Raw genomic sequence first — 21,092 nt, forward strand, 5'->3', positions numbered from 1 at the left:
GGATGAAAGGGCCGCCCAGTAAACCACGCGGCGGCGCCTTCGATCCATGCCCGGCCGTCCGGCCCGTCAGTCCAGCGACTTCTCCAGGTTCTTCTCGAACAGATCCGGGTCGCGGTCGCTGGTCATGTCGTAAAGGTTATAGCGCCGGTACAAGCGCGCGCCGCCGTCGCGCAGCAGCGGCTCCCACATGAAGCTGGCGCGCGAGCGGCTGGAGTGCGGCAGCAGCAGGTCGAACGGGATCGAGAAATAAATGCCCTTGTCGAAACTGCCCTCGCCCGTCTGCGTGCCGGACTTGTTGGTGATGGTGGCGTAGGCGCCCATGCGCACGCCGTTGTCGAACTCGCGCGACACGTCGACGGTGACGCCATAGTCCTTGGCCAGATAGCGGCCCACGCTGGCGGCGATGGTGACGTCGTGGAAGCCGGTATTGAAGTACAGCGTGGCGTTGCCCGTCACCGTCTTGTAGCCGCGCAGCGCGAAGTCCTGGCGGAAGCCGCGCTGGCGCACCCAGTTCATATCGACGCCGAACGCCCAGCGCTCGCCATACGGCCGGTACAGCACTTCGCCGCCCACGCCCGCGTACATGGATTCCAGCATGCCGCCATACGCCATGCCGAACAGATCCGGCCCCAGCACCTTGGTGCCGGTGAGCTGGAAGTTCGGCATGGTCACGTCGGAGGTGGTGAGGTACTGGCGGATATTGGTGCGCACGCGCGGCAGCAGGCTGGGCGCGGTGTAGGTGAACTTGTCGTAGTTGTTGAGCAGGTTCGCGCTCACCACGCCGTCCCACCACAGATTGCGCGAGAAGCGATACGTCGCGTTGCCGTTGGCGGTGAACTGGTACAGCACGAACGCGTTCGGCCCGCCCAGGCTCTGCTGGTAGCCCAGCGACACGCCGCCGTCGAAACGCTTCGGCGGCTTGGTGTAGAGCGTCACCTCGTCCTGCTGCCCCGGCGGATTCTGCTCCGCGCTGCGGCGCAGCTCCTGCATGTCGATGCGGTGATCCAGCGCGTCGATAAAGCGCGGGCGATGGATGCTCTGCTCCGCCAGCGGCATGCCGTAGTTCTCTTCGCCCACGGTGAACCAGTCGATGCTCTGGTCCACGCGGTTGTCGAGGATGCGCGCGGTGCGGCCCAGCGTGCGGCTGGGATAGAAATACGCACGCGGCTCGCCATGCACCACCAGTTCGGAACCGCGCCGGCCGATGCTGGAGACGTCGATGCCCGCGTTCTGGCCCAGCGCCTTGGCCAGCTCGTCCCAGTCCAGCTGCTCCGGCGCCTTGCGCTCCATGGCCGCGGCGCCCTGCGGTGGATCGGGCGTGGTGGCCAGTCCGCGCACCGGCTCGGGCGCGGGATCGTCGGTCTTGCGCGGCTCGAAATGTTTAGCCAGGTTGGTATGCAGCGTAAGCGTGGCCATGACCTTGTCGCCGCGCTCGAAACCGAGCGACAGATCGACGTTGTCGTTGACCCGGTACATCGCCGCGACATTGATCGGCGAGCGCTGCTTGAACTTGTTGCCCAGCCCTTCGTGCTTGTAGTTGTTGCCGTCCAGCTCGACCTTCAGGCGCAGCTTGTCCAGCGGCGTCTGGTATTCGATGCCGCCGATAAATGCCGCCGGTCCGCGGAAGTAACGCAGCGTATTGAATTCGCCGCCCTGCTGATTGGTATTGCCGGCGCGGTTGTCGAAACCGCTCCAGGCCCAGCCGAGCGGGCTCTTGATATCGCCGCGCGCACCCATGTTGCCCCAGGCCAGGCCGGCGGTGACGTCGACCGGCCCGAAGCGCTTGCTCGCCACCACGTATTCGCTGCCGAACAGGCCGGTACCGCCGATATCGCGTCCGCCCACCGCCACCGCGGGGCGCCAGCGCGTCTCGTCCCACAGGCGCAGCTTCAGGTCGATCGATTTGTCTTTGTAGCCCTGGTGTCCGCTCAGGCCCACCGGGCCGTACAAGCGGTTGCTCACCGACGAGTAGCGGAACGTGCCTTCGATCCACGGCAGCGGCTGCAGCGAGAGGTTGTAGTGCGTGTACGGATACGTGCGCGATGCGGTGAAGGCCAGGTCGCCTTCGTCCGCCATGCGCGCCGTCGGCGTCTGGATCAGGCCGACTTCGCCGTAATCGTTGCGCGTATAGCCCGGTGCCGACTGCGCATGCGAGGCGCCGACGATGCATTGCGACAGCAGCAGGCTGGCCGGCAACATCACGCATCCGCTGCGCCAGCTGAGGCGAGCGGTCATGGCAGCACCCCGCCATCCAGCGGCTGGGTGGCGATGAAGTCCGCCATCTCGCGGCCGAACACGGCATCGGCCGCGCCGGCGGTGAGGCGGCTGTCGAGCGGCACGTAGACGATGGCGCCGGGCGCCAGCACCATCGGCGCGCTTTCGTTCCACAGCGCGATGCCCAGCTCGAACACCTTGCCGTCCGGCTGGATCACATAGAGCAAATCGCGATCGGCCATCTGCGTGGCGCAGGCCTTGACGTACTTCCGCGCATCCTGCAGCGCCACGTGCGGCAGCTCGCAGGATTTCCGTACCGCGCCGACCACGCGTACCGTCGAAGGACGTTGCGGATAGTTCAGCGTGTCGCCGTCTTCCAGCGGCAGGTCGTCCGCATCGTCCGCATAGAGCGCGCCGGGATCGAGCGTGCGCACCACGCGGCGTCCGGTCACCGGCATCGCCTGCAGCCATTGCCGCAGCTTCGCGCTCAATTCAGCGAGCGGCGCATTGCCTTCGCGCCTGGCCTGATCCGCCACCGCGCCGAGTTCGTACAGCAGGCCAGCCTGCAAACGCATCTGCTCCAACTGCCTGGACTTCTGCGTCCAGCTCGCGCCGAGCACATAGGCCTCGGGCCGCACCTGCGCCGCCGTCGCCGCATCGCCCAGGCGCGCATTGCCGTTCAAGGACTGCACGCCCGGCCGATCGACCTGTCCGGAAACGCTGACGGATACCGCCATCGCATGGATCGGCCAGGCAACGCCCATCAACAGGCACAGCAGCCATCCGGGCAGGCAGGCAACCCTCACGTTCGCGCCTCGCGGTACGGGCGCAGCTGGATCAGCTCCAGCGCCTGGCCGGGCGCGACATGCTGCCGGCTCTTCCAGATAAAACCGTCGGCGGGATCGACCCAGTAGCGGTTCGTCACGTCGAAGCCCGCGCCGTCGGCGCGCACGTGCTCGTCGTAGCGGCGCAGCTGGCGCACCTGGCCGAGGATGTCCACGCTCTCGACACCCTTCGGTTCGAGCTGCGCAACCGCGGTGATGCCGTAGCGATAACCCGGCGACCAGTCCAGCACGCGGCGGTACGCGATCGGCGCCTGCACGTGCTGCAGGCCCGACGCGAACGGATTGCCGCCGTCGAAGGCGACGTGATCGAGATTCGCCTCCAGTCCCACCGTCCGCACCAGCACGCCGTTGCGCAGGAATACCGCCTGCCCATCGTGCCCGTACCAGCTTTCCAAGCCGCCCTGCACGCTGGCCAGCAGCAGGATCGCCTCGCCGCCCGGTGCATTCACCTGCAGCTGGTAATACGGCTCGGCCGCCACCGACGCCGCGGTGGGATGCACGTCGGTGCCGCCGCCGACGGCCTGGCGGATCGTATCCACGCTTCCCAGCGATACGTCAGTGCAGCCGGCGACGATCCAACTCGCAGCCGCCAGGGCCGCGAGGCGGAGCGAAGCTCGCCACGGGAAGCTCGTCATGCGCGCATACCTCAATTGGTGAGGTCGTTCTTAGCCGAAGCCGCGTTGGTCACGATGCCGGACAGCGGCAGCAGCTGCGAGAGGAAACGGTTCCAGCGCGTCACGCCCGCGGGGCCCACGAACACCACGTCGCCGGGATGCACGGAGAACTGCGAAGCCATCGCGAATGCCGCGGGCGATTTCGCGTCGAGCTGGTAGATCGTGGCGGGCGACTTCTCCATGTCCTCCACGCCGCGGATCACGTAGACCGCATTGCCCTTGGAGGTGGTCTCGTTCAATCCACCGGCTTTGCCCAGCGCCTGCGACAGGCTCATGTCGCTGGTCTTGAACGGCAAAGCCGCCGGACGCGTCACCTCGCCCACCACGTAGACCTCCTTGCGATCCGCATAGGGAAGGAAGATCTGGTCGCCGGGCTTGAGCCACACATCGCCCAGCTGGTGATTGCGCGCGAGCGCGTCGAGATCCAGGTGGTAATCGCGTCCGTCGCGCGACAGCACCAGGCCGGAGAGATCGGCCTGGTCGGTATTGATCTGCGCCGTGCCCACCGCCTGCGCAAGGCTCAGCGGCGTCACCGTCACCGGCAGCGGATCGGTCTTGACGAAGGCGCCGCGCATGGTGATGCGCTGCGCGCCGTAGCTGATCACGCTCATGTCGACCTGCGGGTCCTGCACGTACTTGGCCAGGCGCTGCGAGATCTCCACGCGCAGTTCTTCCACCGTCTTGCCGGAAGCCTTGACCACGCCGACGTAGGGATAGAACAGCGTGCCGTCGGCGCGCACCACGCGGCCGTTCGCGCTGGGCAGCTGCTGCGAGCCCGCGGGCGATGTGAGCTCAGGGTGGTCCCACACCGTGATGTAGAGCGAGTCGCCCACGCCGATGCGGTAAGCCTCCGGCTGGTAGTTGCGCAACTCGTCGGGAAGGGTCGCCAGCGGATTGGAGGCTTTGTCCATCGCCAGCAATTTCGGCGTGATCGGCACCAGCTGATAGCGAGCCGCGTCGATCGAGCCTTGGCGCGAGAAGTCGGTCGCGCTCATGTGCTGGCCTGGAGCCCAGAAACAGCCGTGCAGGGTCAGGGCGGCACATGCCAACAACAATGCCCGTCGCTTGTTCATCCGTAGAGCCCTTCGATTATCGCGAACGCCGGCGGTGCGGCGAACTTGGATCCTCGGCCCCCTACCGATGACGTGAGACGTGCCGGCCTGCGTGCCGCGCGGGCTGCAGGCCGAGCGACGCGTTCGTTTATGCGAACGCGTCGTTAAGAACTAATCAATGCGTACCCGTGGTGCCCGTGGTGCCGGTGCCGCCGGTACCCGTGCCGCCCGTACCGGTGCCGCCGGTGCCTGCAACGGCCGCTGCGGCTGCCGCACCCGGACCCGCATGGCTGGCCTTCATGCTGCCGTGCGCGGCGCCCTTGGCGCTCTTGGGCGAGATCAGCTGCGCCGGCGTCGCGGGCTTGGCCTGCTGCTGATCGATGAGCTGGTTCACGGTGGTCGGCTGCTGCTGTGCGTTCTGCGCGTTCTGCGCGAAAGCGGTGCTGGCCAGAAGCAGGGCGGAGGTCGCTGCGATGGAAGCGGCAAGAAGTTTCATGAGCATCCTCTTCGGTGCGTCGCGTGATGGCGGAGATGCGGAGAGTGAAGCGACTGGACTGTAGCTTCGTTCGTGCGTGAATGACTGAACCAACACCAACCCACATTGAGAAAAATCTACTGGACGTTCACTTACATCGCTTAGAGTTGCCCTTCGCCGCGAAGAGCTTCGATACATCTGGCTCATCTCCGTCGCGGGTTCGTGATGTCGCGCAAGCTTTTCGCTGTTGCGACTCGCTCGATCAGCTTCTTGTCATCACCGCTTCGCAGAAGCGAGCGATGATAGGCGACGCGTGACGCTCCATTCGACGCGAGCCATCCCCACTGGATTGCCCCGAGGAAGCCACGATATGCAAGACACAAGAACGATGCTCGCCTGCGCTGCGGCTTTGTTCACCTCTGCCGTGGCGATTGTCGTTCTGCGCCGCCTGGCGGAGCCGCTCGGCCTGCTGGACCGCCCCAGCGACCGTAAGCAGCACCAGGGCAGCGTGCCGCTGGTAGGTGGCCTGGCGATGTTCTGCGGCGTCTTCGTCGGCGCCTGGTGGTACGGCGACGCCACGCAGATGAGCCGCATGCTGCTGACCACGGCCGCGGGCCTCACCATCATGGGCTCGCTGGACGACCGCCACGAGCTCAGCGTGCGCACGCGCCTGATCGTGCAGACCCTGGCCGTGTTCGTGATGATTGGCAGTACAGACGTCTATATCCGTTCGCTGGGTACGCTCAACGGCGTTCAGCTTCAGCTGGGCCCGCTCGGCATCCCGGTCACCCTCATCGCGGTGATCGGACTGCTCAACGCGTTCAACATGATGGACGGCATCGACGGCTTGTCCGGCAGCATGGGCCTGGTCGGCATCGGTTCGATCTTTGCGTTCCATCACGGTGGCGTCACGCTGGGCGTCACGGTTCTGATCGCCATGCTCGGCGCGGCGATGATTCCCTACCTCGCCGCCAACCTCGGCCTGTTCGGCCGGAAGATCTTCATGGGCGATGCCGGCAGCACGGTGCTGGGCTATCTGCTCGGCTGGGCGCTGATCGACCTTAGCCAGAGCCCGGGTTCTGACCTGCTGCCCACCGACGTGCTGTGGTGCGTGGCCCTGCCCGCGCTCGACACGCTCGCGGTGATGTGCCGCCGCATGCGCAACCACCAGTCGCCGTTCAAGCCGGACCGCGGCCATATCCACCACATTCTGCTACGCACCGGCCTGAGTCCGCGCATGACCTTGCTGGTGCTGGTGATCGCCTCGATCCTGCTGGCCTTTATCGGCCACCTGATCCACGACTACGGCCAGCTCGCCAGCCTGGGCCTGTTCGGCTTCCTGCTGCTGACCTACATCGTGTGCACCACGCGCCGCTCCACCATCGCCGCCAGCCAGGCGGTGCAGCAGCGCGGGCAGTGACGGGGGCGCAGGCCAGCGCCTCCGCCGCGCCATGTACGTGTTCGACCTGGTCAACCTGAGCATCAGCCACCCCATCACCCAGGCGTGGCTGCTCGGCGCCATCGCTCTGCTGTGCATCGTGCTGCGGCGCTACCGGCTGGGCCTGGGCATCGCCGCGCTCGCGCCGCTATGGCTGCTGCTGTGCGCGACGCCCGCGTTCGCGCACGGACTGCAGCGCTGCCTGCAAGGCCAGTACGCCACGCAGCCCGCGGTGGACTACCCCAGGGCGGATGCCATCGTGGTGCTCGGCGGCGAAGCGCTGGCTGACGAGAAGGACAGCTGGCGCGATGAAAGCGGCGACGCCATCGCCAACAGCCGCGTCGGCTTCGGCTATCTGCTGTTCCGCGCCAGCCGCGCGCCGCTGGTGGTGCTTTCCGGCGAGAACGACGCCAAGCGCATGGCCGCGATGCTGGAGCGCCAGGGCGTGCCCTCCTCCGCGGTGCACCTGGAGACTTCAAGCCATACCACCTATGAGAACGCGCGCAATTCCGCGGCGATCCTGCGCGGCGACGGTGCGCATACCGTGCTGCTGGTCACCTCGCCCGAGCATATGCCGCGTGCCGCGGCGAGCTTCGAGAAGCAAGGGCTGCATGTGATTCCCGCGCCCGCACTGCTACCTCCCATGCGCGAGCCAGGCAGCGAGTGGGAGCCGCGGCGTGCGGTGCTGTGGGATGCCTCGCATACCTTGCACGAGTACATCGGCTTATGGGTCTATCGATTGCGCGGCTGGGCGTAGGTTGGGGTGACAACCCCAACGTTGCGGGGCGCATGAAGTGGGCGGTATTGGGGTTTTCACCCCAACCTACGTCAAGGTTTACCGCCGAACTCCACCGCCGCCCCATTCGCCACCCGCGGCACGCCGGTATCCACCGTGTTGTCGTACTCGAACGATTGCGCATCCAGCCGCACGTCGCCCTTGCTCAGCTGCAGCTTCTTGCCGGTGCTCAGGAAGGCCATCGGCACCGGCCTGCCCGTGGCGAGCGTGCGCGTGCGCCGCACCGTATTGCCCGAGATCACCACCGAACCGATATGCCGCGCGCTGTCGGCCGATTCGTCTTCGGAGAAATTGATGCAGGTGCCATAGATATCGCTGAAGGTGTTGCCGGCCACCACCAGTCCGCTCACCCCAAGTACGCCGATCGCACCCATCTGCGGACGGATCCCGATAAACGTATTGCCGGTGATCACCGCATTCACCGCATTGCGGCTGCGCGCCGACGCCATGTCGCCCAGCCGGATCGCGTCGCCGCCCGGCCCGTTGCCCGGGGGCGAGCGCTCGAAGATGCAGCCCATCACGCGCGCGCCGCTCAGCCCCTTGATCGCCAGATCGGTGCGCACCGAATTGAGGAAATGGCAGTTGCGCACGGTGAGGTTGTCCGGCGTGTCCGCCGCGGTCTTGGGCCGGGTCGAGCTGTCGATGCCCCAGTAGCAATTGCGGAACTGGCAATCCAGCACCTGCCAGTTACCGATGTTGCTGCCCTTCTGGTGGCCGTTGAAGAAGGTGATGCCAGCGGTGTTCACCGTGTCGATGTCGATGAAGTTGCAGCGCCGTATGGTCACGTTGCGGTACACGCTGAAGTCGTGATCCGGCTCGAAATCGATACCGCCCACCGAGCGCGACAGCTTGGCATTGCCGATATTGCGGAAGGTGCAGTTCTCCACCAGCAGGCCGTCGCAGTCGATGATCGACAGGCCGTTGCGGTTGTCCTTCACCGCGCCATCGAAGATGCAGTCCCGCACGGTGACCCGCTCGTTGTGCCGCTCGGTGTTGGACTTGGTGCCCGAGCCCACGTACATGCCGTCGCCGCGGAAGCCGAAGAAGGTCATCCGCTCCACGGTCAGGTCCGAGGTGGCGTTCACTGCCAGCAGGTAGTAGTACTGCGCGTAGCCGAACTCGCCCACGCGGCCATTGAGCTTCAGGTCGTGCAGGTGGATGTCGCGCATATTGTCGGCCACGCGCGGCGTACCGCCGTCCTTGATGTAGGTGGCCAGCATGAATTCCGAGGCCAGCGTATCGTCGAAGGAGCGCAGCTCGCTCGAGGCGCCCTCGCCGTACAGCTCCAGCCCCGAGCGCAGGTTGATCTGCTTCACCGGATAGACGCCCGCGGGAATCAGCACGCGGCGCGAACCGTCGATGGCCTTCTGGATGCCAGCAGTGCAGTCGTAGCTGCTGCGCCCCGCGCGGATCGCCGCGTGCTCTTCCTTGGGCAGGAAGTCCAGTACGTTCGCCGGCGTGTCGGGCATGTCGATGTTCCTCGAAGCTGATCGCTGCTGGCCGCACGTCGAGACATGCGCATTCATCGGCTTCCCCCGGAACGCTTAGTTTAGGGATACGCGCAGGCGCGGGGTTTACTCGCGCATGAATCTATTCCTTGCGATCCGGACGCAGGAAGATGCAAGTTTTTTTTCGACCATCTAGCGACGCCCTTTCATCTCCCTCTCCCCTCCGGGGAGAGGGTTGGGGTGAGGGGCCGGGCGGAGCGAAGAGCTGAAGGTCGATACAAGCTCAAAAGCTCTTCTTCTCTTCGTAGAAGCGTCACCGCAAGCACCCGCCCCTCATCTGCCTGCCGGCATCTTCTCCCCGGAGGGGAGAAGAGCTCGATAGCCGGCTACGCAACACGCCTTTGCGCCACGGGTTCCTCCACCGGCATCGCCAACGGCCCGCACAATTCTCGATACACATCCACGGTCCGCCGGATCACAATCCGCTCATCGAATTCCGCATGCGCCTTCGCCCATGCCGCCTCGCCCAGACGCCGCGCCAGCGCCGGATCGTCGTGCAAGCGGCGGATCGCATGCGCCAGCGCCTTCGCATCGCGCACCGGCACCAGCAGGCCATCGACGCCGTCGCTGACCACTTCGCGGCAACCGGGCACATCGGTAGTGATCAAAGGCTGCGCGCAAGCCGCGGCTTCGATCAGCGTCTTCGGCAAACCTTCGCGATAGCTGGGCAACGCAACCACATCCACCGCACCGAGCAGGTTGGGCATGTCTTCCACATGGCCCAGCCAATTGATCACGCCCTCGTTGACCCAGCCGCGCACGGTCTCTTCCGGCACCGCCGCGGGATTGCCGGGATCGGGCGTGCCGGCGAGCATGAATTCGATACGCCGCCCTTCGGCCAGCAGCTCGCGCGCCGCGGCGACGTATTCCTCCAGGCCCTTGTCCCACAGCAGTCGTGCCGCGACGAGCACACGCAACGGCCCGCCCGAACGCTCGCCGCCGCGCTTGACGAAGCGCCAGCAGTCCACGCCCGAGCCGCGCACCAGGCGGATGCGCGAGGGATCGACCAGCCCCGCGCGCTCGAACAGCGCCACGTCGTCGCTGTTCTGCAGGATCAGCCGCGCGCCCTCGCCGTCCAGCGCCAGCCGCAGCAGCGCGCGCACCACCGGCCGCAGCGCGCGCGCCTTCAGGTCGTTGCTGGTGAACACATAACCCATGCCGGCCACCGCGTTGACGCGCGCACGCACGCCGGCCAGCCGCGCCGCCAATGAGCCATACACCGCGCACTTGATGGTGAAGCCATGCACCAGCGACGGCCGCTCGCGCTTGAGCAGCTTCGCCAGATAGCGCAGCAGGGCCAGCTCGCGCAGCGGATTGAGGCTGCGCCGCTCCATCGGCACCGGCTCCCAGCGCAGGCCGAGCGCGCGCAGCTTCTCGCCATAGGGACCCGGCGGTGACAGCAGCAGCAGCTCGTGGCCGGCCTTATGCAGCGACAGCGCCAGCGAGCGCCGGAAGTTGTAGAGATACCAGTCGGTATTGGCGAACAGGACGATCTTCATGGGATGGCTTGCCGCTCCGGGGATAAGGGTCGCTCGCGCGGCTGCGCCACAGGCGGCGCATGCGCCTTCCTGCCGTGGCCGCGTTCATGCCGTTTCCCCCTGTTCGGCGCCCAGCCAGGCCTGGAACATCAATACGTTCCACAGCTGGTGCTGCCAGTTGCGCTTGCCGCTCAGATGTTCCTGCCAGACGCGCCGGATCGGCGCGTGGCGCAGATAGCCTTCGCGGCGCAGGCGTCCTTCGTCGAGCAGGCTTTCCGCCCAGTCGCGCAAAGGTCCGCGCAGCCAGCTGTCGAGCGGCACGCCGAAGCCCTGCTTAGGGCGTTCGATCAATTCCTTCGGCACATGCCGGTACAGCACCTGGCGCAGCAGCCACTTGCCCTGGCCGTCGCGGATCTTCAGATGCAGCGGCATGCGCCAGGCCAGCGAGACCACGCGCGGATCGAGCAGGGGCACGCGCGTCTCCAGGCTGTTGGCCATCGCCGCGCGGTCCACCTTCACCAGGATGTCGTCGGCCATATAGGCCTGCGCATCCATCGCCATCATCCAATGCTCGAAGCTGTCGGTCTGCGGCCAGGCCTGCGGATCGGTCAGCAAGGTCGCCGGTTCCGCCGCGCCGTGCACGAGGTGTTCCGGCTCGCTCCACTGGCTGGTGAGCTGGTGGAAGAACTGCTGCCCGCTGGAAAGCGCGAGCACGCCGGCCAGCTTCTGCGCCTTGTCGCCCGGCGTGGCCACGTGCATGCGCTTAGGTAAAAGCACGCGGGCGCGTTCGTACCACCGGTCCCAGGTGGCCGGCGGCACCGCGCGCAGGGCGCCGGCGGCGGCGTGGCGCACGAACGACGGCAGGCGTTGCATGCGTTCCCACACCCGCCGCGCGGCGAGGTAACGGTTGTAGCCGCCGAACAGCTCGTCGCCGGCATCGCCGCTGAGCGCGACGGTGACATGGCGGCGCGCCAGCTGGCTGACCAGGTAAGTGGGAATCTGCGAACTGTCGGCGAACGGCTCGCAGAACATGCCGGGCAGCTTGGGGATCACCGCCAGCGCATCGTCGGGCCGCACGTACAGCTCGGTGTGCTCGGTGCCCAGGTGCGCGGCCACTGCCTTGGCATGCGTGGCTTCGTCGTAGCCGTCCTCGCCGAAACCGATGGTGAAGGTCTTTACCGGACGGCTGCTCTGCTTCTGCATCAGCGCGACGATGGTGCTGCTGTCGATGCCGCCGCTCAGGAAGGCGCCCAGCGGCACGTCCGCCAGCATCTGCGCGCGCACGCTCTGCGCGATCTGCGACTCCAGCGCGTCGACGGCCTCCTGCTCGCTGCCGAAGAACGGCTCGGCCATGCCTTCGGCGACCACGTCGTTGTAGCGCCAGTACGGCTGCGGCTCCGCTTCGCGCGGACCGCCCGCCTGCAGCCGCAGCACATGGCCCGGCCGCAGCTTGGCCACGCCGCGGTAGATGCTGTACGGCGCCGGCACGCAGTTGTGGCGCAGCAGCAGGGTGAGCGCGTCGCGGTCGACGTCGGGGCGGAAACCCTCGTACGCCTTCAGCGCCTTCAGCTCGGAACCGAACACCAGCGCCTCGCCCTGCCAGCCGTAGTACAGCGGCTTCTCGCCCAGGCGGTCGCGCGCCAGCGCGAGGCTGCGGTCGCGGCGGTCCCACAGCGCCAGCGCGAACATGCCGATGCAGGCCTTGAGCGCGGCTTCCAGTCCCCACGCGGCGATGCAGGCCACCAGGGTTTCGGTGTCCGAATGGCCACGCCATGCCGGCGCGTTGCCCTCGGCGGCCAGGCGTGCGCGCAGGTCGAGATGGTTGTAGATCTCGCCGTTGAACACCGCCGTGTAGCGGCCGCAGGCCGAATGCATCGGCTGATGCCCGGCCGGCGAGAGATCGATGATCGCCAGGCGCCGCTGCGCCAATGCGATGCCGGAAGCCTCATCGGCCCACACGCCGCCGTCGTCCGGGCCGCGATGCAGCAGGCGCGCGGTCATCGCCAGCGCCTGGCGCTCCAGCCGCTCGCGCGGCGCGCCGGCGGGTATCCACAATCCGGCGATGCCGCACATCAGCGTGCCTCCGCGTTGCGCAGCACGTCGGCCAGGCGCGGGGCCTGCGAGGCGAGGCTGTAATGGTCTTCCACCCGGTGGCGGCCGGCGCGGCCCTGGCGCGCGCGCAGCTCGGGGCTGCCGATCAGCTGGCGCAGGCCCTGGCGCCAGTCCTCATCGTTGGAGGCGAGAAAGCCGTTGTCGCCGTGCCGCACGATGTCCGCGTTGACGCCTACGGGCGAGGCGACCACCGGCAATCCGCAGGCCATGTACTGGATGATCTTGTAGCCGCACTTGCCGCGTTCCCACGGCCCGTCGCGCAGCGGCATGATGCCGACGTCCATCTGGGCGATCAGCTCGGCTTCGGTTTCCTCGGACCAGGGCAGCACGTCCACCGCCACGCCCTCGAACTGCGCCGCCACTTCGGGCCGCGCGCCGACCAGCAGCACGCGTGCCGCGCCGCCGGCGCACACGTCCATCAGCACGTCGCGCAGGTCCAGGGCGTAATGCTCGGTGGCCGGCGAGCCGATCCAGCCGATCACCGGCTGCGCGCGGCCGCCATGCTCCACCGTGTCGTAGCGCAATTCGTCCACCACCGTGGGGATGATCTCCACCCGGCCCGCCTTGGCCTGCTCGGCGCGCGCGGCGAGGTACGGATTGCCGGCGATCACGCAGGCGGAGCGCGCCATCACGCGGTCGATCTTGCGGCCGAGCACGCGGCGCACCACGGGGCTGGGCGAGAGATCGTACTTGTGGAACAGCGCGTCGTCGTAGTCCACCACGTAGGGCCGCGCATGGCGCGACAGCAGCGCTTCCAGGCCGTAGGGCAGGTACGGAAACAGCTCACCCTCGATCCAGGCCAGGTCGTGGTCGCTGTTGCGCATCAGCTCGGCGATGCGCCGGCCGTAATAGCGCCACGCGGTGTACCTGGTCGCCTGCGGGCGCCCGCCGTAGAGGCCTTCCAGATACGAATCCGGAAACAGCTCGTGCACGTCCACGTCGATGCCCCGACGTTCCAGCTCTTCCAGGTACTGCAGGCTGCGCAGGCGCGTGCTGGGCCCCAGCCTGGAGTAACGGGCGAACAGGATTACCTTCAGACGCTTCATGCAGGCACGCGCTCCACCCCGGCGGGGTATTCCACGAACAGCGCCACCAGCGGGATGGTGTACATCCACTGGAACGCGAACGCTTCGATATAGGGATTGGTATTGGAGGCGATGAACGCGGCCACGAAGGCGCTGAACAGGAACTTGTGGTGCGGCGGCAGCTGCCTGGCCCTGGCCAGGCGCAGCACGCGCACGATGTAGACGAAGAACGGGAACGCATACACAGCAGCGCCCAGCAGGCCCACGCGGTAGATGGTGGCCAGCCACACCAGCTCGTAGCGCCACGGGTATTCGGCGCTGCTGACGAAGCTCACGCCCTTGCCGTGGCCCGCCCCGATGCCGCCATTGTCGAGAATGCCCTGGAACAGCGAACCGGCCATGCCCACGCGCGAGGTGCCGCCGCCGGAGCTGATCTTGTCGGCGAAGCTGTCGTAGATCACGTCCAGGCGCACGCTGGTATAGGTCTGCAGCAGCACCACCACCGCGACCATGCCCACCAGCATCGGCAGGCCCACCTTGACCATGCGCGACAGCGGCGAGGTCAGGCTGCGATGGAAGCCGAGCGTGCGCGGCGCCAGCAGGCGCCCCAGCACCCAGCCCACCGGAATGGCCAGGATCAGCGCCGAACGGCCCGAGGTCACCGCGCAGACGAAGATCATCGCCAGCACCGCCATGCGCAGCAGGCGGCTGCGGATCAGTTCGGGCGAGCTGTAGAAACCGCCCGCCAGGAAGATCAGCGAGCCGTACACGTGCATGATCGCGCCGGCGAAGCCGCCCTGCAGGTTGATATTGGCCTGCCCCTTGAAGAAGAACGACACGGCGTCCGCGCCGTAGTGGAAGTACAGATAGAAGTACAAGGCCACGCTGGCGCAGGCGAACACGGTGAGGATCGCGAACCAGTCCACCAGCCGCTCCGGCCCCGGCGCGCGCATCAGCCCCGCGGCCACCAGCATCCACAGCAGCGGCGAGAGGATGTAGATCACCAGCATCTGCGCCGCGGCTTCCGGTGGCGCGTCGTTGAGATAGCCGACCGCGGTGTAGATCACGGTCACCATGGCCGTGCACACGTACAGCGCCAGCAGCTTCTTGAAGCCCAGGCCGAAGCGGAAGCCGGGCAGCGCCAGCACCGCGGTCAGGCCCAGCATCGCCGCGGTGGGCACCGGCAGCGAGTTGGGGATCACCACCGCCAGGAACAGCAGGCCGATCGCCGCCAGCAGGAACAGATGCCGTCGCGTGATGCTGCGCTCGCTCATCGGCACCGGGCTGCGCATGCCGCGCATCGAAGGAGAGAGGGACGGATTCATAGGGCCACCATGTCGGCGATCCAGCGATCCAGCACGCCGGCTTGCGCCACCTTGCTGTAGGCACCGATGTCGCGGCGTCCTTCCGCCGGCGCGGCAATGATCCGGCGCAGGGCTTCGGCGCTTTCGCCGCCGCCTTGCGTCACCAGGGTCTGTCCGGCGCCGGTCTCGGCCAGGATCGACGAGGCCGCGTTCTCCACGCCCGACACGCACACCACCGGCACGCCCGAGGCCAGGTACTCGAACACCTTGCCGGTGGCGCAGCACACGCGGTTGCCGGTGAGCAGCAGCAGGCGGTCGCAGCGCTTCATCAGCTGCAGGGCCAGCCCGCGCCGCACCGGCTTGATGGTGGTGACGCCGAAGCGCGCGCGCTGCAGCGATTGCTGTTCGCGCGCGGTCAGCTCGCCCACGAACAGCACGTGGCGGCGCGCCTGGCCGTCCTCGATCGCGTTCATCAGCGACACGAAGCGGTCCAGGCTTTGCGACGCCGATGCATCGCTGGCGCCGACGCGGCCGAAATGGCCGATCAGCATGGCGCCTGGCGGAATCTGCCGCGCCAGCAGGGCGGCGGCTTCCTGCGCGTCCTCGTCCATATGCGCGGCGAAGTCGTCCGGATCGAAGCCGTTCGGCAGCAGGCCGACGCGCTTGCCCGGATAGCGGCGCGCGAAATCCTCCACCAGCGCGGGGCTCACCGAGGTGACCAGGCTGGCCGCTTCGATCACGCGCGCCTCGATCATGCGGCGCGCGGCATCGGCGACGCGGCCGGCGCGGCCCAGCGGCTCGAACACCAGGCCGTCGCGGAAATCCTGGATGCATGGCAGGCCGTGGCGCGAAGCCAGGCTGGATGCGGCGATCAATGCGTCGATCGGCGAGTAGGTGCCCACGGCCACGCAGCGTTCGCCGGCGGCGATGCGTTCGCCGCAGCGGCGGTCCGCCTCGGCCAGCGCATTGACCAGCCACGGGCGGCGCGCGGCGGCGCCGCGCGCCAGCGGCGAGAACGGCAGGGCCGGCACGAAGGCCGAGGCCATGCTCAGCAGCGACGACGCCAGCGAGGACTCGCTGCCCACGCAATGCCCCGGCAGCGGAATCACTTCCACCGCGGGCGAGCCGGCCACGACAGGCGCGGCGCCATGCGCGCGCGCCAGCACGTGGACGCGGTAGCGATCCGCGTCCAGGTATTTCACCAGGCCCTTGAAACGCTGCGCCGCCACGTTGCCGGTCGCATGATGGGCCGCGAACAGGAAAAGATTGACCTTGCTCATTGCACTCCATTCCTGCGCAGCTGCGGCGACACATTCGCCGCGCGCAGCCGCGCACCCTGCATCAGCTTCGCGCCGGCCTGCAGCGCCAGCGCCAGCGAAGGACGGAACCAGGCCAGCGACAGCAGGCCCAGGCCCGCCCACAGCCACAGGAACAGCCCGCGGTGGCGCTCGCCGGACAGCACGAAGGCCACCGCCAGGCCGGTCGCCGCCGAGGTCGCCAGATACAGCCGCGCGCGCGGCACGGGGCGCCACACGCGGCACGAGAATTCGGTGCGCACGATCAGGAACAGCAGGAACGACACCGCGGTGGAAATCGCCGCGCCGCCCGCGCCCAGCCGCGGCACCAGCAGATAGTTGCCCGCCACGTTCAGCGCCGCCGCCAGGAACGAAGCCAGCATCGAATACAGGCTGCGCCGCGCAAGGCTGATGCCCACCGCGGCGCATTCCGACAGCGCATACAGCAGCGGCGGCGCCAGGCTGGCGGCGACGATGTACTGCACGCGGTCGTAAGTCGAAGGCAGCACCAGGGCCAGCACCCAGGACAGCAGGCCGGTGGCGACGAAGATCAGCACCACCGCGGCCAGCAGATGGCCGGTGACCGCGTCGATCTTTGCCTGCGCATCGCCTTCGGCGGCCCAGCGGTAGACGGTCGGCGCCCACACGGTGGAGAAGATGCTGGACACGATGCCGGCCGCGGCCGCGATGCTGGCCGCCACCGAGAACACGCCAAGCTCGGTCAGCGTCGACAACTGGCGCAGGAACACCCTATCCATCGCCATCAGCGCCCAGGATGCGACGCCGCCGAAGATCAGCGGAAAACCGAACGCCATCAGCGGGCGCAGCCGCCGCCGGTCCAGCCGCGCCGCCAGCGCCGGCACCCAGGCATGCCGCGTGTTCCACGCATAGGCGAACATCACCGCGACGATCGACAGCGTGTACGCGGCCAGCAGCATGAAGAAGGTGCGCCCCGGCACCGCCAGCGCGTACGCCACCACCAGGGCCAGGAACAGCAGCTTCGGCAGCACCTGGCTCATGGAGAAGGCGAAGCCCTTCTCTTCCATGCGCAGGATCACCGACAGGAAGCGCGAGACGAAGGTGGCAAAGATCGAAGCCGCGGCGATCGCGCTGAGCGCGCCGTCGTCCACCGCGAACAAGGCCTGCGACAACAAGCCCGGCGCCATGCCCAGCAGCGCCGCCAGCAGCACGCCCAGCACGACCAGGCCCGGCAGCGCCGCCGCCTTCAGCAACGCGGGCTTGTCGGCGGACTCGTGGTACTCGCGTGCATAGCTCTGATCCAGCCCGAAGGTGAACAGGATCACCGCGAAGTTGGTCGCCACCTGCAGCATGGAGATGCGGCCGATGTCCTCGGCGCTGAAGAACCACGCCAGCATCGGCAGGGTGACAAAGCCGACCGCCGCCGAACCGAGCGGACCGAGCGCGAAGCCGAGCAGCTTGTTCTTGTTCACTGGCCGACCGCCTTGCGCAGCGGCACGACCACGCGATCGTGCGCGGGGGGCAGTTTCCGTCCCGCCGCCGCTTCGTAGATTTCGCGCAGGCGAGCCACCACGGCGGCTTCGCCGAAGCGCGCCAGGCAGGCCTGGCGGATCGCCGCCGCATCGTAATGGCCGATATTCGCGCGCAATTCGTGCATGGCCCGCGCCAGTGCGTCGATGTCGTCCACCGGCACCAGCAGGCCGTCGCGCGCGGTGACGATGCCTTCCGGGCCGCCGCAGCGCGTGGCCACCACCGGGCGGCCCATCGCCAGCGCTTCCACGATGGCGACGCCGAAGGTTTCGTAGCGGCTGGGATGCACCAGGGCCTGCACGCGCGCCAGTTCCTCCGCCACCTGCTGGCGCGTCAGCGCGCCGAGGAAGGCGACGCGGTCGGCGATGCCCAGCTGCGCGGCGAGTTTCTCCAGCCGCGCGCGTTCCGGCCCATGCCCGCCAATGCGCAGGCGCACGCCCGGCTCGCTGGCGAAGCCGCGCGCGAAGGCCTCGAACAGCAGGTGGATGCCTTTGTTCTCGTTGAGGCCACCCACGGTAAGAAAAGTGAAGTCGCCGCCGTCCGCCGGCTCGCCCAGCGGGCGCTCGCCGAACGAGGCGTCGACGATGTTCGGCATCACTTCCCACGATCCCGCGTCGGCGCCGAAATAGCCTTCCAGGAAACCACCGAAGGATGCGCTCACCGCAAAGCGCCGCCGCGCCTCGCGCGCCGCCTCGCGGGCGATGCGCGCCTGCGTGTGGCTGACCCGGCCGCGCGGATACATCGAGCTGTGCTCGGTGAGCACGTACGGCACGCCTTCGCGCAGCCAGATCTGCCGCGCCAGCGCGCCGCCGTACAGCGCGGCATGCGCGTGCACCACGTCCGGGCGCCCGAACTCGGCCACGTAGCGCCGATAAAGCTTCAGCCCATGGCGCACCCACCATGCGGCGGCGGCGCCATGCAGCAGCGGGAACGGATTGACGCCCGGCGAGCGCAGCACCGGCATGCCCTGGTCGAACTCGCGCCGCAGTCCGCGTTCGCCGCCGGCCGGGCCGCGCCAGTGGCGCAGCGAGCGCAGTTGCGGATAGATCACGCCCACTTTGCAGCCATGCCAGTGCAGGGCCAGCGCCTGTTCGCGGAAGAAGCTGCCGCTGATGTCGCCGGGCCGGGCCGGATACCAGGACGGTATGACCAGCACATGGATGTCGTCGCGGGTGGCAGGCGTGCGCATGGCCTCAGCGCTCCCGGATGACCCGCGCGGGAATGCCGGCGATGATCTGGTTGCCGGCGAAGGACCGGGTCACCACCGAATTGGCGCCGACGATGATGCGGTCGCCCAGCACCACGCCTTCGCGGATAAACACGTTGTCGCCGATCCAGCAGTCGTCGCCGATCACGATGTCGCGCTCGACGTGGCGCAGCGGACCTTCGGCATTGGTGGTCGGCTTGGCCGGGTCGTGCGTGAGCGCCTTGATCGACACGTTGTAGCCGATGGCGCAGCCGCGCCCGATCACCACGCGCGAACCCGGTCCGCAGGACAGGTGCGCCTGGTTGAGATAGCTGTGCTCGCCGATGCGGAAGTTCTCCTTCGGCCCGATCAGCTTGCTGCCCAGCCCTACCGTGGCGGAGGCCGCCACGCCCGGGTAGCCGCGCAGGCGCCGCGCATGGCTGCGGCGCTCCGCCCAGTTCACGGAGCCGCTGATGCAGCGGGCGAGCAGGTCGATCACGGCGCCTACCTCGCCGGCACCGCGGCGAGACCCTCGACGATCGTCGCGATCTGCGCCTCGGACAGGTACGGATGCATCGGCAGGCTGAGCACTTCGCGCGCGGCCTGGTCGCCGACCGGCAGTTGCGCGTCCGCGTCGGCCACTGCCGGCTGCCGGTTCAGCGGCACGGGGTAATGCACCACGGTGGGCACGCCGGCTTCCTTCAGCCGCGCCTGCAGCGCTTCGCGCTCCTCCACGCGGATGGTGTACTGCGCATACACGCTGAGGTTGTGCGACTCGACGAACGGCGGCGCCACGCCGGCCTCGCCCAGATGCCGCGCATACGCCGACGCCACCTGCTGGCGCTGGCGGATCTCCTCATCCAGGATCGCCAGCTTCGGCAGCAGGATCGCCGCCTGCAGCGTATCCAGGCGGCTGTTCATGCCGACCCGCGCATGGTGGTAGCGGCGGTCCTGGCCGTGCCGCGCGATCTGGCGCATGGCGGTGGCCAGTGCGTCGTCGTTGGTGAACATCGCGCCGCCATCGCCATAGCAGCCCAGCGGCTTGCTCGGGAAGAAGCTGGTGCAGGCGATGGTGCTGAGATTGCAGGAGCGCCGGCCCTTGTAGGTGGCGCCGAAGCTCTGCGCGGCGTCCTCGATCACCGGCAGGCCGTGGCGCGCGGCGATCGCATTGATCGCGTCGGCGTCCATGCACTGGCCGTAGATGGACACCGGCATGATGGCGCGGGTGCGCGGCGTGATGGCCGCCTCCAGCAGGGCCGGATCCATCAGATAGGTATGCGGATCGATATCCACGTACACCGGCTTCGCATGCAGGATCGCCGCCGTTTCGGCGGTGGCGATAAAGGTGAAGCCCGGCATGATCACTTCGTCGCCCGGCCCCACGCCCAGCGCCATCAGCGCGATCTGCAGCGCGTCGGTGCCGTTGGCGCAGCTGATACAGTGCTTCGCGCCCACGTAGGCGGCGAGCTTTTCTTCCAGCTCCGCCACCTCAGGCCCGAGGATGAACTGCCCGTGCGCGAGCACGCGCTGGATGCCCTCGTCGATCTGCGCCTTGATGCGCGCCTGCTGCGCCTTGAGGTCGATGAAGTCGATCACGCGGTGACCTCCTCGCGCCCGACCCGGCCCTCGCGCAGCACGTAGCGCTTGCCGGTATGCGGGCACAGTGCTTCGCCGGAGCCGCTGAGCGGCAGGTCGAGCTGCTCGCCGTATTCGCTCATCCAGCCGATCTGGCGCGCCGGCACGCCGACCATCAGCGCATAGGCCGGCACGTCCTGGGTCACCACCGCGCCGGCGCCGACAAAGGCGTACTCGCCCACGGTGACGCCGCAGACGATGGTGCAGTTGGCGCCCAGGGTGGCGCCGCGCCTGACCAGGGTGTCGCGGTATTCGTCCTTGCGCTCGATCAGCGAGCGCGGGTTGTAGACATTGGTGAACACCATGCTGGGGCCGCAGAACACGCCCTCTTCCAGCGTCACGTTGTCGTACACCGACACGTTGTTCTGCACCTTGCAGCGGTCGCCGATCACCACGCGGTTGCCGACGAACACGTTCTGCCCCAGCGACACGCCCTTGCCGATGCGCGCGCCGCCGCAGACGTGGACGAAATGCCATACGCGCGAGTCGTCGCCGATCTGGGCGCCGTCGTCGACGATCGCACTGGGATGTTGGTAATAGGCCATA

At 67.9% G+C, this 21,092-nt stretch carries 18 protein-coding genes; 2 read left to right on the forward strand and 16 right to left on the reverse strand.

Features of this window, described 5'->3' with window-relative positions:
• Positions 1-66 precede the first annotated feature (66 nt).
• The 5 genes from ISN75_RS18625 to ISN75_RS18645 form a co-directional block, all read right to left on the reverse strand.
• Positions 67-2,235, reverse strand: a complete 2,169-nt coding sequence (locus ISN75_RS18625) for a YjbH domain-containing protein (protein WP_343817485.1) — start codon at positions 2,233-2,235, stop codon at positions 67-69.
• Entirely contained in the window at positions 2,232-3,020 is a 789-nt protein-coding gene (locus ISN75_RS18630; RefSeq protein WP_343817487.1) for a capsule biosynthesis GfcC family protein, read from the reverse strand. Before ISN75_RS18630 ends, ISN75_RS18625 begins: the two co-directional genes overlap by 4 nt.
• Positions 3,017-3,598 carry a YjbF family lipoprotein gene (locus ISN75_RS18635; RefSeq protein WP_343817489.1) on the reverse strand — a complete coding sequence of 194 codons (582 nt, stop codon included), beginning with the start codon at positions 3,596-3,598 and terminating at the stop codon, positions 3,017-3,019. Before ISN75_RS18635 ends, ISN75_RS18630 begins: the two co-directional genes overlap by 4 nt.
• 107 nt (positions 3,599-3,705) lie before the next feature.
• Positions 3,706-4,728: a polysaccharide biosynthesis/export family protein gene (locus ISN75_RS18640; protein WP_167257103.1), complete on the reverse strand. Its 1,023-nt coding sequence runs from the start codon at positions 4,726-4,728 to the stop codon at positions 3,706-3,708.
• A gap of 232 nt (positions 4,729-4,960) precedes the next feature.
• On the reverse strand, positions 4,961-5,281 hold the full coding sequence (locus tag ISN75_RS18645; RefSeq protein ID WP_167257005.1) for a hypothetical protein: 321 nt from the start codon (positions 5,279-5,281) through the stop codon (positions 4,961-4,963).
• A 349-nt stretch (positions 5,282-5,630) separates the two neighbouring features.
• Here ISN75_RS18645 and ISN75_RS18650 point away from each other — a divergent pair, with 349 nt between their 5' ends.
• Entirely contained in the window at positions 5,631-6,680 is a 1,050-nt protein-coding gene (locus ISN75_RS18650) for an undecaprenyl/decaprenyl-phosphate alpha-N-acetylglucosaminyl 1-phosphate transferase (RefSeq protein WP_243868155.1), read from the forward strand.
• Between the two features lie 31 nt (positions 6,681-6,711).
• Positions 6,712-7,455, forward strand: a complete 744-nt coding sequence (locus tag ISN75_RS18655; protein ID WP_343817491.1) for a YdcF family protein — start codon at positions 6,712-6,714, stop codon at positions 7,453-7,455.
• A 71-nt stretch (positions 7,456-7,526) separates the two neighbouring features.
• On the opposite strand, the gene ISN75_RS18660 is transcribed toward ISN75_RS18655, so the two are convergent.
• From ISN75_RS18660 to wbpD, 11 genes are all read right to left on the reverse strand, one after another.
• Positions 7,527-8,963, reverse strand: a complete 1,437-nt coding sequence (locus tag ISN75_RS18660; protein ID WP_343817493.1) for a right-handed parallel beta-helix repeat-containing protein — start codon at positions 8,961-8,963, stop codon at positions 7,527-7,529.
• 365 nt (positions 8,964-9,328) lie between these two features.
• Positions 9,329-10,501, reverse strand: a complete 1,173-nt coding sequence (locus ISN75_RS18665; protein ID WP_343817495.1) for a glycosyltransferase family 4 protein — start codon at positions 10,499-10,501, stop codon at positions 9,329-9,331.
• Positions 10,502-10,585: 84 nt separating this feature from the next.
• On the reverse strand, positions 10,586-12,553 hold the full coding sequence (asnB, locus tag ISN75_RS18670; RefSeq protein ID WP_167257107.1) for an asparagine synthase (glutamine-hydrolyzing): 1,968 nt from the start codon (positions 12,551-12,553) through the stop codon (positions 10,586-10,588).
• A complete protein-coding gene (locus ISN75_RS18675; RefSeq protein WP_210427723.1) occupies positions 12,553-13,638 on the reverse strand; it encodes a glycosyltransferase family 4 protein in 1,086 nt (361 codons plus the stop codon). Before ISN75_RS18675 ends, asnB begins: the two co-directional genes overlap by 1 nt.
• On the reverse strand, positions 13,635-14,942 hold the full coding sequence (locus tag ISN75_RS18680) for a hypothetical protein (RefSeq protein WP_343817499.1): 1,308 nt from the start codon (positions 14,940-14,942) through the stop codon (positions 13,635-13,637). The genes ISN75_RS18675 and ISN75_RS18680 overlap by 4 nt, the downstream gene beginning before the upstream one ends.
• On the reverse strand, positions 14,939-16,201 hold the full coding sequence (locus ISN75_RS18685; protein WP_343817500.1) for a glycosyltransferase: 1,263 nt from the start codon (positions 16,199-16,201) through the stop codon (positions 14,939-14,941). The genes ISN75_RS18680 and ISN75_RS18685 overlap by 4 nt, the downstream gene beginning before the upstream one ends.
• Positions 16,198-17,667 carry a lipopolysaccharide biosynthesis protein gene (locus ISN75_RS18690; protein ID WP_343817502.1) on the reverse strand — a complete coding sequence of 490 codons (1,470 nt, stop codon included), beginning with the start codon at positions 17,665-17,667 and terminating at the stop codon, positions 16,198-16,200. Before ISN75_RS18690 ends, ISN75_RS18685 begins: the two co-directional genes overlap by 4 nt.
• A complete protein-coding gene (locus tag ISN75_RS18695; protein WP_343817504.1) occupies positions 17,664-18,914 on the reverse strand; it encodes a glycosyltransferase in 1,251 nt (416 codons plus the stop codon). The genes ISN75_RS18690 and ISN75_RS18695 overlap by 4 nt, the downstream gene beginning before the upstream one ends.
• A 4-nt stretch (positions 18,915-18,918) precedes the next feature.
• The gene (locus ISN75_RS18700) at positions 18,919-19,410 is read right to left on the reverse strand and encodes a DapH/DapD/GlmU-related protein (RefSeq protein ID WP_167257112.1); all 492 of its coding nucleotides are present in this window, start codon (positions 19,408-19,410) and stop codon (positions 18,919-18,921) included.
• 5 nt (positions 19,411-19,415) lie between these two features.
• Entirely contained in the window at positions 19,416-20,507 is a 1,092-nt protein-coding gene (locus ISN75_RS18705; RefSeq protein WP_343817505.1) for a DegT/DnrJ/EryC1/StrS family aminotransferase, read from the reverse strand.
• A complete protein-coding gene (gene wbpD / locus ISN75_RS18710; RefSeq protein WP_343817506.1) occupies positions 20,504-21,091 on the reverse strand; it encodes a UDP-2-acetamido-3-amino-2,3-dideoxy-D-glucuronate N-acetyltransferase in 588 nt (195 codons plus the stop codon). Before wbpD ends, ISN75_RS18705 begins: the two co-directional genes overlap by 4 nt.
• Position 21,092 lies beyond the last annotated feature (1 nt).

This window comes from Dyella marensis, assembly GCF_049532885.1.
GTDB lineage: Bacteria > Pseudomonadota > Gammaproteobacteria > Xanthomonadales > Rhodanobacteraceae > Dyella_D > Dyella_D marensis.